9 protein-coding genes and 2 pseudogenes are annotated in these 15051 nt (G+C 69.1%); 7 read left to right on the top strand and 4 right to left on the bottom strand.

From position 1 onward, the window contains the following. Nucleotides 1-118: 118 nt before the first annotated feature. Nucleotides 119-3826 carry an nSTAND1 domain-containing NTPase gene (locus ACZ69M_RS46265; protein ID WP_470059737.1) on the top strand — a complete coding sequence of 1236 codons (3708 nt, stop codon included), beginning with the start codon at nucleotides 119-121 and terminating at the stop codon, nucleotides 3824-3826. A 7-nt stretch (nucleotides 3827-3833) separates the two neighbouring features. Here ACZ69M_RS46265 and ACZ69M_RS46260 read toward each other — a convergent pair whose 3' ends face one another. From ACZ69M_RS46260 to ACZ69M_RS46250, 3 genes and pseudogenes are all read right to left on the bottom strand, one after another. Then, nucleotides 3834-4469 (bottom strand): hypothetical protein, encoded by a 636-nt coding sequence (locus tag ACZ69M_RS46260; protein ID WP_470059736.1) that lies wholly within the window; start codon nucleotides 4467-4469, stop codon nucleotides 3834-3836. Nucleotides 4470-4559: 90 nt separating this feature from the next. After that, nucleotides 4560-5216 carry a hypothetical protein gene (locus ACZ69M_RS46255; RefSeq protein WP_470059735.1) on the bottom strand — a complete coding sequence of 219 codons (657 nt, stop codon included), beginning with the start codon at nucleotides 5214-5216 and terminating at the stop codon, nucleotides 4560-4562. 581 nt (nucleotides 5217-5797) lie between these two features. Continuing rightward, a pseudogene (locus ACZ69M_RS46250) lies at nucleotides 5798-6609 on the bottom strand (IS701 family transposase); the annotation flags it as partial. Nucleotides 6610-6630: 21 nt separating this feature from the next. On the opposite strand from ACZ69M_RS46250, the gene ACZ69M_RS46245 reads away from it, so the two are divergent. The 6 genes and pseudogenes from ACZ69M_RS46245 (at nucleotide 6631) to ACZ69M_RS46220 (ending at nucleotide 13989) form a co-directional block, all read left to right on the top strand. Beyond that, entirely contained in the window at nucleotides 6631-7095 is a 465-nt protein-coding gene (locus tag ACZ69M_RS46245) for a hypothetical protein (protein WP_470059756.1), read from the top strand. 38 nt (nucleotides 7096-7133) lie between these two features. Continuing rightward, on the top strand, nucleotides 7134-7754 hold the full coding sequence (locus ACZ69M_RS46240) for a helix-turn-helix domain containing protein (protein ID WP_470059734.1): 621 nt from the start codon (nucleotides 7134-7136) through the stop codon (nucleotides 7752-7754). Nucleotides 7755-7838: 84 nt separating this feature from the next. After that, nucleotides 7839-8051: a hypothetical protein gene (locus tag ACZ69M_RS46235; RefSeq protein ID WP_470059733.1), complete on the top strand. Its 213-nt coding sequence runs from the start codon at nucleotides 7839-7841 to the stop codon at nucleotides 8049-8051. Nucleotides 8052-8155: 104 nt separating this feature from the next. After that, the gene (locus ACZ69M_RS46230) at nucleotides 8156-9157 is read left to right on the top strand and encodes a cellulase family glycosylhydrolase (protein ID WP_470059732.1); all 1002 of its coding nucleotides are present in this window, start codon (nucleotides 8156-8158) and stop codon (nucleotides 9155-9157) included. Nucleotides 9158-10633: 1476 nt separating this feature from the next. Beyond that, complete coding sequence (locus ACZ69M_RS46225; RefSeq protein ID WP_470059731.1) at nucleotides 10634-13072, top strand: SpoIIE family protein phosphatase; 2439 nt, start codon at nucleotides 10634-10636, stop codon at nucleotides 13070-13072. A gap of 107 nt (nucleotides 13073-13179) precedes the next feature. Then, nucleotides 13180-13989, top strand: a pseudogene (locus ACZ69M_RS46220) (IS5 family transposase). Between the two features lie 375 nt (nucleotides 13990-14364). Here ACZ69M_RS46220 and ACZ69M_RS46215 read toward each other — a convergent pair. Then, a complete protein-coding gene (locus ACZ69M_RS46215) occupies nucleotides 14365-14985 on the bottom strand; it encodes a TetR/AcrR family transcriptional regulator (protein ID WP_470059730.1) in 621 nt (206 codons plus the stop codon). Nucleotides 14986-15051 lie beyond the last annotated feature (66 nt).

Here is a 15051-nt window from a genome sequence, read left to right as displayed (position 1 = left end):
GTCGGACTCCTCTGATCTACCTCAAGTTCTCCGGGGTGAAAGGCAGCGCTGCATATGGTCGTCATCTCTGACGCCGCACTTGTGAAGTGGCTCGCCACGCGTATGGAGGTACTTGTCCGTGGGACGTCCGGAAAGACCGCTGGATCCGACCGCCGGTCCCGTTCAGTGGCTCGCCCACGAGATGCGGGAGCTGCGCCGGGCCGCCGGAAGCCCTTCATACCGGGGGATGGCCGAGGCGGCGGGTTTCTCGGCGACGACGCTGTCGCAGGCTGCCGCCGGGGAGCGGTTGCCGTCTCTCGCCGTCGTCCTGGGGTATGTGCGCGCCTGCGGGGGCGATGCGGGCGAGTGGGAGGTGCGCTGGAAGGAGGCCGAAGCGCAGACACGCCGGGCTCCTGCCGAGGACGTGCACGACGTGCCCGCGCCGTATCGCGGTCTCGCCCGGTTCGAGCTGGACCACCGGCACCTGTTCTTCGGGCGGGACCGTGTGGTCGACGAGGTCGGCAAGCTGGTGTGCGGGCACCAGTTCGCGGTGCTGTTCGGCCCGTCGGGCAGTGGGAAGTCCTCGCTGCTGCGAGCCGGACTGATCCCGCAGCTGCGGGAGGAGATTGCGGCGCGCGGGCGCCCGGCGAGTCTGCGGATCCTCACCCCGGGACCAACGCCCGCCACGACCTACGGCCGTCTCCTCGCCCCGGCCGACGACGAGCCGGAGAGCTGGGTCGTGGTGGACCAGTTCGAGGAGGTCTTCACCCTCTGCCACAATCCGCAGGAGCGCTCCCGCTTCCTGGACATGCTGCTCGCTGCGCGCGACCCGGCCGTCCGGCTGCGGGTGCTGGTCGCCGTACGCGCCGACTTCTACGTCCGCTGTGCCGAGCACCGAGGCCTGGCGGACGCGCTGAGCGGCGCCGCGCTGCTGCTCGGCCCGATGACCGCGGCCGAGCTGCGCGAGGCGGTGGCCGGACCGGCGCAGGCGGCCGGGTGCCTCGTGGAGCGGACGCTGACCTCCCGCCTGGTGGACGAGGTGCTGGACGAGCCCGGCGGCCTGCCGATGCTCTCGCACGTCCTCCTCGAAACCTGGCGCCGCCGCAGAGGACGGATGCTCACACTCGCCGGATACGAGGCGGCCGGCGGCGTGCGCGGCGCCATCGCGGCGACCGCGGAGGAGGTCTACGGCAGTCTGTCGCCGGCCCAGGCCCGCGCCGCCCGGTATGTGCTGCTGCGGATGGTCGTACCGGGACAGGGCACCCCCGACACCCGCCGTCCCCTCACCCGCGCCGAGCTGGATGAGTGGGCGGACCCAGACGTGCCGGTCGTGGTGGAGCGGCTGACCGGTGCCCGGCTGCTGACCGCCGACGAGGACGGCGTCCAGCTCGCCCACGAGGTGCTCATCACCTGCTGGCCCCGGCTGCACGGCTGGATCGAGGAGGACCGCGAACGGCTGCGCCACCACCAGATGCTCGCGGACGCGGCCCGCACCTGGCTGGAACACGACCGCGACTCCGGCGACCTGTACCGGGGCATTCGCCTGGCCCGCGCCGAGGAGCTCATCCCGGACCACCGGGCCGACCCCGCGCTGACGGTGACGGAGCGGTCCTTCCTCACCGCTGCGCTGGAGGCCCGCGAGGCGGAGCGCCGGGTCGCCGCCCGGATCAGCCGCAGGCACCGGCTGCTGACCGTGTCGCTGTCCGCCGTCCTCGCCATCGCGCTTCTGACGGCCTTCGGCGGCTGGTACGAGTACGACACCAACCAGCGCAAGCTCACCCAGGACGCGGCCCGCCGGGTCGCCGACGTCGCCGACGCGATGCGCACCACCGACCCCCGCACCGCGCTGCTGCTCGGCGCCGCCGCCTGGCGCATGGCCGAGCTGCCTGAGACCCGCCGCGCCCTGCTCGGCTCCCTCGCCCAGCCGGAGACGGACACCTTCACCGACCCCGCGCCTGGCGACGGCCTCCGGCGCGCCCTCGCCCACGGAGGTCACATCCTGCTCAGCTCCAGCGGGAGCACCTGGAGCACCTGGGACGTGACCACCCACCGTCGCACCGGCACAGGCCGGCTGCCGTCGGGCACCGCCACCGACATCGGCGGTGGCGGCCGGGTGCTCGCGGTCGCCGGGAACGACGGCGTGCGGCTGTGGGACACGGCTGCGGGCCGGTGGACCGGCGGCTCCACGCCGCTGCAGACCGACGACCCCCACTTCACCGGCGACGGCCGCGCGCTGCTGGCCGCCGAAGGGGACCAGGTACGGCTCCGCGCGGTCACCGACGGCCGTGTGCTGTTCGAGGCCCAGGCATCGAACGTAGCGGTGACCGCGCTGAGCGAGGACGGACGCCAGGCCGCCGTCTGCCCCACCGGACAGGCCCCGCAGCTGTGGGACATCTCCACCCACCGCGAACTCCCCGGCGCCTGGCAGCAGGACCGGGTCTGCGACGCAGACACCGCGCTCCTCGCCCTTGGCCCCGGCCGCCTCGCCGCCGCCAAGGGCAGCCAGGTGCTCGTCTGGGACACCACGACGGGCAAGCAGATCGCCGATCTGAACGCCTCCACCGCGCAGTACGTGTCCTTCAGCCCGGACGGCGCCTTCGTGGCGTCATGCGACCGCGGGGAGATCCGGGTGTGGCGGCTCACGGCCTCCGGGGAACCCGTCCTGAGGCAATCCCTGAACAACCAGTACCTCTACGGCGGCCTGCACTGGGACCGCAACGGCCGCACCCTTCGCTACCTGGAGGGCGGCACCGTCCACACCCTCGACCTGGGGCCGTCCGTCACCACAGCCTGGAGCTCCGGCGCGATGGACGACGTACGGATCAGCCCCGACGGCCGCACCTACGCCACCGCGCAGCGCACCGGCGACCACTACGTGTTCCGCCTGAAGGCGACCGCGGACAACCACGTCCTGCGCACCCTGCCTCCGATGCCCGTCCCCGTCTCCAGCGACCCCACCCTGCCGGTGGTGCCCGGCGACACTCTGCCCCTTCAGGTGTTCAGCTCCGACGGCACCCGGTTCGTGTACGGGGTCTCGGCACCCGGCCGGGACGCGGTGCACCAGCCGTTCACGGTCTGGGACGTGCCGCACGCACGGGCCGTGACCTCGCTCGACCTGCCGGGCGGCGCGGTGATCGGCACGGTGCTCGGTCCGCAGGGCCACATCCTGTCCGTCGCCCGCACCACCGACGCGGGCGACGTGGTGGACGAGGTGTGGGACACCGGCCGGGGGCGCCGCATGACCCGGCTCACCGGCGTGACCGCCGGACACCTGGCCGTCCGCCCGGACGACTCCCTGCTGGTCGGCGACGGCCGGGTGGCCCGGCTGCCCTCGGGCCGGGCGACCGCGCACGACCTGGTGCAGGGCGACGAGGTCGGTGCGCTGGCGTTCGCCGCCGACGGCTCCCTGTTCGCGGCCGGCGACCAGACGGGCCGGGTCACCCTTTGGGGCGGAAAGCTCGGGCGCCGCCTGGGCATCCTGCAAAACGTCTTCCCCCGCCCCCTCGGCACCGACCCGGAGGGCGTCAGAGCCCTCGCGTTCAGTCCCGACGACCGCACCCTCGCGGTCGCCGGCACCACGGGCGGACTGCAACTGTGGGACGTGGCCACTCAGCAGCGCTTGGGCGGCGAACTGACCACACCAGGCGAGGAGATCGACTCGGTGGCCTTCAGCCCCGACGGCGCGGCCCTGTACGCGGGCAGCGTGCACGTCCCGCTCCAGCGTTACGTCGTCGACCCCGGCCGGGCCCTGACGCAGGTGTGCACGCGGGCCGGCGGCAGCGGGCTGACGCCGGATCAGTGGCGGACCTACGTGCCGGACGCGCCGTACCGGCGGATCTGCGGATGAGAAGAGTTTATCGACCGGCAGGCAGTTTCGCGGTGATGGACCGGGCCACCTGGACCACCTTGTCGTCCGGCGCGGTGGCCGACGTGGCCGAGGTGGCCGCCGTGTGCGCGTAGGTCAGCACCCAGGTCCGGGCTCCCGCGTTCCACACGACGAAGGTGATGTGCTGCCGTGCCTGTGCCTGATAGGCGGTTTCCTGGAAGGCCTGTCGGCCCAAGCCGCTCACCGGGTCGACCCGCACGTCGCGCATCCCCGCCGGGGCCGGGTTCGCCCGCAGGCTGTGGGCGGCGGCCAGTTCGGCGTCGTAGGCGCGGGTGGCCGGGGTGAGAGACAGCGTCGATGTTCCGTCGACGGTGGCGTAGTTGCAGACGTCCGGGGCGTCACCCTTGTCGGGGCTGACCCGGGCCACGGGCCGGGCGTCGGCGATGAGCCGCTGGGCGGCGCTTGCGGACAGGGCGGTGCACAGGTGCGACGGTGGCAGCGTCTTCACCGAGCCAGTGCCGGAGGTGCCGGCATCGGCGACCGGGGCGGTGGAGCCGTCGGCGGCCGAAGGGGTGGAGCGGGCCGGGCCGCTGCAGGCGGTCAGCAGACCGAACACGAGCGCCGCGATCGAACCGGCGGCTACACGGGAAAAGCGACGCACCATCAAGATCGAGTCCTGTTTGTCGGGTGAGTTCGGGAAGTGTGCGAGCCTGAGGAACCCCGCCGGCCGGCGGGGTTCCTCAGCGGACCGGTGTCACTTCCAGACGTTGTACGTCCCGTAGTCGCTGACCTTCAGGTTGGTCGTCCAGTCACCCCAACGCTCGTTGGACCAGGTGAACTCGTACGCATTGTGGTTCGGGTTGCTCGGGCTCGGCAGGCACTGCTTCCCGGTGGAGTGGTAGATGCCCTGGTAGACGCCCTGCGTCCAGCGGCGCTCCACGACCTGGATGGGCTGGGCGAACTGCCCCGGGGACAGGTTGGTCGTGAAGGTGTACGAGGTGGTGGTAGACCCGCTGCGGTTGTATGAGGGGGTGAGGGCGGCGAGCTCGCTCCAGGCCTTGCTGAGGCCGCTCGGGAGCTTGAGGTTGAGGCCGACCTGCCACTGCCAGCCCGTCGTCTTCGACTGCTGCCAGGCATAGGAGCAGCTGGGAACGTTCCAGGGGCACTGGAACGTGGGGCCCCGCCACACCCAGTCCTGCCAGGTGTTAGACGCGTGCTGGACACCGATCGACTGCGTCTTGTTGGGGGTCGACCAGTTCCCGGCGATATCGGTCTGGGAACCGTCCGAGTTCTGCAGGCACACCGTGCTGGCCGCCGAGGCCATGCCAGGGGATGCGATCACCACCAGCGGGGCCAGCGCCATCGCTGACAGCCCCATCCACTTGCTCCCCAGGACACGCTTTGTCTTCACCTTTGTGTCTCCTTCGTTTTCGGCGCCGTTCGACCGAATCGAGTGAACGATTTCGGAGAAGGAGGTCATCAGCAGCGCGCGGGCGCGCGTCGGCCGAGCCACACGCCTGGGATTGCGCTTGAACAGCTTCATGAACGTTCTCCTGATCGTGCGCCGGCAGAGTGCGACCGGCTTCTGGCTACGAGATTCACCGCCGAGGAGTTGTTCGGACAGCCGTCCCCCGGCACCAATCAATTGCCCGACCCGCATCTGTGGCAGCTCGCCCATGCCCGGGCAACCGCCAGATCGCGTGAGAGGGCAGGAACCGGTTCCGGAGCAGCCCTCAGCAGACGCCCGTCAAATCCGCGAGAGCAAGCTCGATAGGCCGACGACCTGAACCGGAGCGCTGACTTGTCATGTAAGAATCAAACGCGGCTTCTTGTGCTGCAACAGTGCTTGCTGTGACTGCTGGCCAGCTCAGGGGCTGTGTCCGCGTCGTTTGTAGTGACTGACGCGAGCTTGGTGCTTGCGTCGGCGACGCCATGCTGACCAGTGCACGATGTGGTCGACCGGGGCGGGGTGGCGGCGGGTGAGGCGGGTGATCAGGCGTCGGATCTCGGCGAGGCTGAGGTGGACGCGCTGGGAGGATCCGTTTCTGCTTTGCCGGTGTCGAGTTCACGGGCGCGCAGGACGGTGAGGCAGGCGTGGGCGGCCATGGCGAGGGTCATGCGGCGGTGCCAGCCGGGGTAGCGGCGGACCTGGTAGTCGTCCGGGACGTACTCCCGCTTCGCGCTCTGGAAGCACTCCTCGACCGCCCACCGGCTTCCGGCGAGGCGGACGAACTCGTCCAGCGTGGTGTCGGCGGGGCAGTAGGCGGTGTAGTAGGAGACCTCTTCGGGCCGACTGACACTGCGGCGGGCGACCACCCAGTGCCGGCGGTCCTCGCGGTGCCAGGGCCGCACCTCGACACGGGCCCAGTCGCAGACCTGCCGTTCATGGGCGCCCTCGTAGCAGGAACAACATTTCCACTTCTGTCGTGGCAGACCGGGGAAAAGATCGTGGACGGGGTGGTCGAGTGCCCAGCGGGTGACGACCGTGTCGTGCCGGGTGGTGGCCATGACGTGGAAGACGTCCACCTGCTCCAGCTCGAACCGCCAGCCCTTGCTGAAACCGTCGGCGGCATCCGCGGTCACCCAGCCGAACGGAGTCCCGTCGGCGACGCCCGGCGGACCATCGTCTTGGCCATGGCCACCTCCGTCTCGAACGCGACCTCGTCACCGGTACCAGCCCGCCGACATCGTTCCCGGTCGTCCGTCCAGGACGTGGGCAGATACAGCCGCCGGTCGATCAGCGTGCGTCCACGGCCGGTGGCGTAGGCGAGGAACACGCCGATCTGGCAGCTCTCGGTGCGGCTGGGGGATCTGCCTCCCGCGCCGTGCGCTCCATCCTCCTGTACGGCATCGGCTCCTTCGCCCAGCGCCCATGCATGGTCACCGGCACCACTCCCAGCACCTCGGAACGCGACGTATCCGCCGGTGCCGAAATCATCGGCCTCGACGACGAGTTGATCACCTGGCAGAAGCTCACCGGCTTCGCCCGTGACCCCAACGCCCACCCCGAATGGGCCGCCGCTCGCGCCGCCCTGCTCACCCAGCGCCACCGCGACGACGACACCTACGCCGAAGCCCTGCACACCCCGCCCGGCACCGTCGTCGCCTTCCGCACCGACGCCCTCTACCTCACCCAGCCGTACAACTGGCCCTACCACCATCAGCCCGGCGGCTACCTCCTCAAAGGCCACCTCACCGGCCCCTTGACCGCCCCCACCACTGAAGAAGAACTTCTCACCCTGAGGGACGCGGGACGCGCCGATCTCACCGCCACCGGTCAGGAGGCCTAATGCCAGCCCGACGCCGTACCCCCCGACAGCAAGGGCAGTTGAACGAGGCAGCCCGTCCCGCAGACCGGCTTCAGCGGGCCGGCTACACCGAACGCGACATCGCCCGCATCATCAACCGCGGCCCCTCCCCAGTCTCGCAGTTCTACACCAAGAACAAGGGGGCGGCCTTCATCCCCGCTCTTCAGCAGGTCCTGGATGCCGTCGAAACCGGCGGTATCACCGAGGTCCCCGAATTGGCCTCCATCGCCGCCCGCCACACCACCGCCTCCGGCACCGGCCGTGTCGCGGCCCAGGCGATCGCCCCCGGCTCCGCCCGCCAGCGCCCCCTGATCGCCGAAGCAGCCCGCCTGGGCCTGCGCCTGGCTCTCACTGTCCGCCTCGCCAGGACCGGCTACGTGCACCCCTCGGGCAGCCGTACCGATTCCCCGGGTATCCGCCGCGAGGTCGTCCAGCGCACCGACCACACAGAGGAACGCTCCTACGGTTCCGCTCAGACCGGCGGTTTCGACGCCGCCGACTTCGCCCGCCGGGTCGACACCGCCGGCGGAGACGTCATCGCCGCCGTCCATCAATGGCTCGTGGAGACCGGACGGATCCACCCCGACGCACAGTTCGTCCACCTGGAAGTCCGCACCTGGCGGCCCGCACCATGTCGCTGAGGCCTCAATGCTGTGCGGTGTGAAATTTCTCCGGTGAGGAACGCGACGCCGTGCCGGCCGGGTCGCGGAGGACCACCGGCCTCGATGGCCTCGCCGACCGGGACACTCGCTGCGGTGGAGGCGGCAACGCAGGACGAGCAGGTGAGGAGCGGGCTGCTCACCGAGCTGCGCAGGATCGTACTGCGCGGCGACGTGGTCGATGGCGCCGGGGACAGGCTGCCCTTCGATCAACTGCTGGAAGATTCCGGGAAGTTGCCACTCACGCGACCGCCGACCGGTTCTTGTCCGAAGGCTTGACGGAGCAGGACGAAGCCCTCAACCTTCCGACAGGGTCGCGCATCCTTCAACAACATTCCATCACAGTTTCCCCCGGGACGGGGCCTCGTAGCCGCGGAGCAGCCATGTCCACTCGCACGTTCACCCGGAAGACGCTCGGCTGTCTCCTCGCGGTGGCAGCCGTGATCTGCGCCTCCCAGTTAGTCGTCGGTCCGGCGCAGCCGGCCGCGGCCGCCACCAACCAGTTCAAGGGCGTCAACTGGGCGGACACCCGGGACAACTACAACACCGGGTGGGTGATCCCGGACGGCCTGGCCGCATCAAACAGCTACGCGCAGGTCTACTCGACCGCCAACAACTACATCAAGGCGTTCCAGTCCAACCTCGGCGCCAACACCGTGCGCCTGCCGATCAATCCGCCCAGCGTCAGCCAGTCCTGGTGGAGCGCCTATCGCGGTGCGATTGACGCGGCGCTCGCCGACGGCATGAAGGTGATCATCAGTGCCTGGACCGAGAAGACCAGCGTCGGTACCGTCACCGACATGACCGCCTGGAAGGCCATGTGGTCCACCGTGGTCGGCGCCTACGGCAGCAACACCAACGTGTACTTCGAGCCGCTGAACGAGCCCTACGGCTACTCACTGAGCCAGTGGGTCTCGGTCTGCTCCTCCTGGCTCTCCCAGTTCTCCAGCGTCCCCAGAAGCCGGGTCGTCATCAGCGGCACGGGCTACAACGACAACGTGACCGGCGTCGGATCCTCCTCCGCCCTCAGCGGCACACTGCTTTCCCTGCACTACTACGGCTACTGGAACAGCTACACCAAGGAATCCTCCTGGGTGTCGGACCTCAACAGCCGTATCGGCAGCTACACCAGCCGGACAATCATCGACGAGTTCGGCGCCCCGATGACTACCGGCACCAACTACCTGACCAACCACGACAACGGCCAGTACCAGTCCTACCTCGCCGCGGTGACCGACACGGCCCGCTCGGACGGGATGGGCAGCTCCTACTGGCCCGCACTGCGCACCGGTGACTCCTACTCGCTGCAAGCCCACAACGGCAGCGGACTGTCGAACACCAACTCCTCCGGCGTCACCCAGGTCCGCTGGGGCTGGGGTTACTGACACCCGCGCGGCTGCCCCTGCCGACACTCCGGCAGGGGCGCTCCATGACCACCAGGTCGCTCATTGCAGGACGCCCGGCTCGGCACCTCGGCACCCGCCAGGTCGCCGATCGGTTCCATTTGCGGCAGGGCCCGGGCCGGGCCGTGCAGAGCTGCGTCACTGCCCGCCGCGAATGCCTGTGCATTTCGGCATGATCGAAGGCGACGAACGTCGACACGCCGCCGAACAACTCAGCGCCGGGCCCCGACGTCCGGCTCAGCTCACGAAGACCGCGCACGCCCTGGTCCACGAGTTGCTCGCCCGAGGCCACTCGCGACGGGCGGTGATCCAGCATCTGGGTTGGGGGCTCAGCACCGGGCTGCCCCGGCGGGCGCCACGCACTGGCAGGACCCCCGCCGGGAGAATCGCCCGGGGACATCTGCCCGGAGAATCGCCCGGGCCGACAGGCTGGACCTCATAGGCTTTACCCGGAGTGACGGTTCGCCGCCGGATGCGAGAGCATCACCCGCCTGCACCGCGAGCTGCTTGCCGAGAGTGCCCCGGTCACCTGCCAGATGGCCCGCGCCGGCATCGCTGCCCTGCGCGCCGCACCGGCAACAGCGCCTCCTCCGCCGACAGCGCGATCGTCCGGTTCCTGGTCGGCGGCGGTGTCCGGGGCCCCTCCCGCGATGCCGGGTCGGCCAGGGCCGCGAACGCGGAGAGGAAGAAGGCCCGTTTGTGCTGCGACCGACGCTTTCCACTAGAACGTCACTCTCAACTCCTCATGTCTGTCCGAGGCGCTCGTTGACCTTCGTGACGATCTGGCACGCCCACCGGCACGTAAGTGCGGTACGGGACTTCCTGCTCCTCACTGCACAGGTACGTGCGCGTCCTTGCACCACGCGTGCGTCGACCATGGTGAACACCGACTCGATGCCGGGCTGGACGAGCCAGGCTTCTACCACAGCGTGCCAGTCAACTTCCGTGAGCGTCTCACCCCACGGCGATCGCGCCGACCTCACGGCCCGCTGCGCCAGCCGGGGACCCTCGCAGGAAGGGAGGCGTCGCCCATCTCGCCGAAGCGTGCATCCTCAAGGGCGCCAACGTGATCACGGACGTGGCCGCCACCGATGCCACCACGAACGCCGCCCAAGTGCTAATCGGCATCCACACACGGCCGAGGCACCCTCGTCTGCTGCGCGTCGAGCATCTGGCCGACTGCGGCTACACCTCGCTGGCCCCTCCCCGGAGGGCGGGACGCCCGCAAACAGCCGGTCACGCTCACGGGCCCGCTGCCGGACAACCCCATTCGTCAGCACCCCGGAACACGTCCAAAGACGCCCAGGCACGTCCTCGGCGGTGTTGCCTGAAGGCTTGCTGGTCCCCGACGTGCCGCATTGCACGAGGGCTGGACGCGGGAGCATGCTGGTAGGGGCTGGTCATCCTCTGTGTGCTCCCGATGGCGGCAGGAAGGCGTGGCCCGGATTGTGAACCGCCATGAACAACGATCCAGTGCCCGTGCTCGTCGACGTCGGTGCCATCGGCGTGGTGGCGCCTTCCGGGGAGACGAAGGCGTGGGCATCCGGTTCCGGCGATCCGCTCGGGTTCGCACCACAGCAGATACTGGGCAGCAGCGTGTGGGAACTGTTCGCCGAGCCCGTCCCTCATGACCTGAGTCGATGCTGGCAAGAGGGCGAGCCGTGGAGCGGAGGGGCGATCCTTCGGCGCGCCGACGGCGGTTCTGTACGGATTTTGCTGCGTCTGCGCCCGGTGCATGATCGTGTGGGCGGTGTTCTTTGGCTCGTGCAGGCTGAGCCGGCCCCGACCGCTCTAGCTGCGAAGGCGAGGCCTCCCGCGGCCGCCGTTCTCAAGCAGTGGGCGCTCGAACAGGTACCGTTGCCCATGGCGCTCTACGACCGCAACGGGGTGCGTGTGGCCGTGAACGCGGCCACGACCGGGGCGCTGAGCAGCTTCGCGCCAGATCTGCTTGGCCTGTCCCTCGGAGTGCTGGGGCCCGGACGGTCCCTGCCGGACCCCGAGGGGATCGGCGTGGCGGCAGACCGTGTGTTGTGTACCGGCGAAACGGTGACCTTCGAGGCGTGCGTCCAGGCTCCAGGCGAAAGAGAGCCTCGCGCCTGGCTGATCTCGCTGTACCCGGTCAGGGCCCCGGCAGGCCGGATCGAGGGTGTCGCGCTCGCCGCTGTCGATACGACTGGGCAAGATCGCGCACGTCGGCGGCTCAGCGTGCTGGTCGAAGGAAGCGAGCGAATCGGCACCACACTCGACCTCACCCGCACGGCGGAGGAGCTGACCGAGGTGGTCACGGACCACTTCGCCGATTTCGCGGTCGTGGATCTGCTGGACCGGGTGCTGGACGGTGACGAAATCCGCAGTACCCAGCAGAGCGAGTCACTGGTCTTCCGCCGGGCCGCCCAGCGCTCCGTCCTTGCGGGCTGCCCGGAGTCCGTGGTGCCCCTCGGTGACCTCCACAGTTATGCCAGCCAGGCACCACACGGGCGGGCGCTGGCCCTCGGCCGACCTTTGCTGGTTCCGACCGACGCCGCGTCGTTGGAGGAGTGGGGCAGAGGCCGACCCGAGCGTGCCGAGTCGATACGCCGGCATGGAATCCACTCGAACATGCTGGTGCCGCTGCGCGCCCGAGGCCTGACCCTGGGCGTGGCCGTTCTCTGTCGTCACCGCACGCCGGACCCGTTCGAGGATGAGGATCTCTTGCTGGCCGAGGAACTGGCGAGCAGGGCTGCGGTGTGCATAGACAACGCACGCCGGTACACCCGTGAGCGGGGCACCGCTCTGGCCCTGCAACGTGCTCTGCTGCCCGAACACGCTCCCCGTGAGGCCGGTGCTGCTGTAGAGGTGGCGTCTCGCTATCTGCCTGCCGAGCCGGAGATAGGGATCGGCGGGGACTGGTTCGACGTCATTCCGTTGTCCGGAACCAGGGTGGCTCTCGTGGTCGGCGATGTAGTGGGGCACGGCATCCAGGCATCTGCGACGATGGGTCGGCTGTGTACGGCGGTGCGTACGCTCGCGGATGTCGACCTGTCTCCTGACGAACTGTTGACGCAGCTGGACGACCTCGTCCTGCGCCTGGACCGGGGGGAGCCGATAAGCGGAGACCGAATGGAACCTGGTCGCGCCGAGGTGGGTGCTACGTGTCTCTACGCTGTGTACGACCCGGTGTCCGGCCGTTGTGTCATGGCCCGGGCAGGCCATCCCGTGCCGGTGATGGTACGGCCGGACGGCACCGCAGAGTTTATGGATGTGCCGGCCGGACCGCCGCTTGGGCTGGGCGGCCTGCCGTTTGAGGTCGCGGAGTTCGAGCTCCAGGAGGGAACCGTGCTCGTCTTCTACACCGACGGCCTGCTGGAGGGCGTGAACGGCGACGACGAGACCGGGTGTCAGGTGTTCCGGGAGGTTCTCGGCGGGCGGGAACGCCCCTTGAAGGCCGCTTGCGACACGCTGTTGAAACGGCTGCTGCCCGAACGCCGGACGGACGACGCGGCGCTTTTGCTCACTCGCACCAAGGTTCTTCGAGGCGATCGTGTGGCCACCTGCGAGCCTGGTGGCAACCCAGCCGCTGTGGGCCACACGCGTAAATGGGTGACTGAGATACTCACGGCCTGGGACTTGCTGGAGTTGCAGTACGTCACGGAACTGGTCGTCAGCGAACTGGTGACCAATGCGATCCGGTATGGCCGTGCCCCAGTGCAGCTCCGGCTGATCAATGACACCGAGCTCATCTGTGAGGTGAGTGACGCCAGCAGCGCTACCCCCCATCTGCGTCGCGCGCGTGCCTTTGACGAAGGCGGCCGGGGCCTGTTCATCGTCGCGCAACTCACCCAACGCTGGGGCAGTCGACAGACCTCCACAGGCAAGACCATCTGGGCTGAGATCCCGAATTCGGTGCTACTCGAGTAGGTATTGTCCCCGACAGCGCACCCGCTCCCTAAAAGCTCGTAACAAGATCTTGTTGAAGTGCCCCGGTCCGGCGTGACCGATGTGACGATTCGGCCGTTCCGGACGGTGTGAGCACTCGGCCGTGGATTGTGGACGACGACTTGTGGGCGCTGATCGAGCCGCTGCTGCCGCCCTGGCCGGAGAGGGCACCGAGCCCGCGGCCGGTGGCGGACCGGCTGTGTCTGCAGGGCATTCTGTACGTGCTCTACAACGACATAACCTGGCAACTCCTGTCCCTGGAGCTGGGGTTCGGCTCCGGGCAGACCTGCTGGCGGCGCCTGGACCGCTGGCAGCAGGCCGGGGTCTTCGGCCGGCTGCACCGCATCCTGCTCGCCGAATTCAACGCGGCCGGGGAGCTCAACTGGTCCCGCGCGTGAGTGGACGGCTCCCACATCCGCGCGAAAAAAGGGGGAGCCGACACCGGTCCGTCGCCGGTCGGCCGACGGAAAACGGACAGCAAGCACCGTTTGATCTGCGACGGACGCGGCACCCCGCTCAAAGTCATCACCACTGCGGCCAACTTCAACGACGTCACCCAGCCCCTCGCCCTCGTCGACGGCATCCCGCCCGTGGCCGGACAGCCCGGTCGCCCGCGCCGCCGCCCCGACTCACTTCTCGGTGACAAGGGCTACGACTCCAACCCCAACCGGCGTGAGCTGCGCAAGCGACGGATTCTGCCGGTCATCTCCCGCAAGGGCGCCCCGAACATCAAGGGTCCGGGCAAGCTCCGCTACGTCGTCGAGCAGACCTCCGCTCTGCTCCACCAGTTCAAGCGCCTCGCCGTCCGCTGGGAACGCCGCACCGAACTCCACGACGCGTTCACTTCGTTGGTCTGCAGCCTCATCTGCTGGAGACGCCTCAAGAAACACCGCTCATGATCCTGTTACGAGCTCTGAAGTGTCGAAAAAGAGAAAGACGGCCATGGATGCCCGGGTGTGGCCGCCGTGGAGCACTGCCGGTCCGCGCTGAGCAGTTCGGTTTGGTGGACCCTCGGCATGAGCGGGGCGATGCCAAGGCCGCCCCCGCACTGAACAGGTGCTTCTCCGGCGGCGCCGGAGGGGAGTGGTTGTCCCATCGGTTCCCGCACAGCGGGCAGTACCGGATCATTCCCTCGGTCAGCACCACATCGATGTGGGAGCCGGGTGTCCGGTCCGGCAGCCGCGCGCCCGCCGGATGTACGAGGGTCGGTGCGGCGACGCCTTCGGTCACGGTTTTCCTGGTGGAGATCTCCAGAGTGCGTGCGTCCGTCGTCTTCAGTGTGGGGGATCGACGGCGTGTGCTCGCAGGGTGAGGAAGATCGCGTCGAGTGCGTCGAGGAGTGGCTCTTCGGTGCGGGTCGTCTTGGTCATCAGCAGCCCGCCTTGCAAGATCGCGAGAATCGAGCGGCCGAGCCGCTGACCGTCGGTGCCGGCCCGGAGCAGACCCCCGGCGATCATGCGCTCGATCCCGGCCTGGAGCAGACGCTGCCATTCGGCCCACACGTTTTGGACCGCCGCGGCGACCTGGTCGTGGCTGCCGACGAGCTCATTGACCATCGAGCCGATGGGGCAGCCCCAGCAGGGCTGCTCCCGGTAGAAGGCCGCGATAGCCTCCCGCCACTTCTGCCACGACTCCCAGGAGCCGAGTTCGTCCAGGTAGGGCCGTTGCGCGTCAAGCACCCGCGCGCCCTGCCATTGCGTCAGCGAGCTGACGAGGTCGGGCTTGCCTTCGGGGAAGTAGTGGAAGAGCTGACTCCTGCTGGTCCTCGTCGCGGTCCGGACGTCCTCGAGCGTCGTCGCGTTGACGCCTCGTTCCAGGACGAGTTCCGCGGCGGCTTCCACGATGCGGGCGCGGGTGGCCAGTCCCTTGCGCGTGAGGCCCTCTGGAGTGCTCATGTGCTCAGTCTACTGATTCTGGACGGTTCCGTCTGTTACTTTGGACATGCGCGTCCAATTGGATGG

It is taken from the genome of Streptomyces sp. NPDC107454 (assembly GCF_055582885.1).
This window is presented reverse-complemented; position numbering and strand designations above follow the sequence as displayed.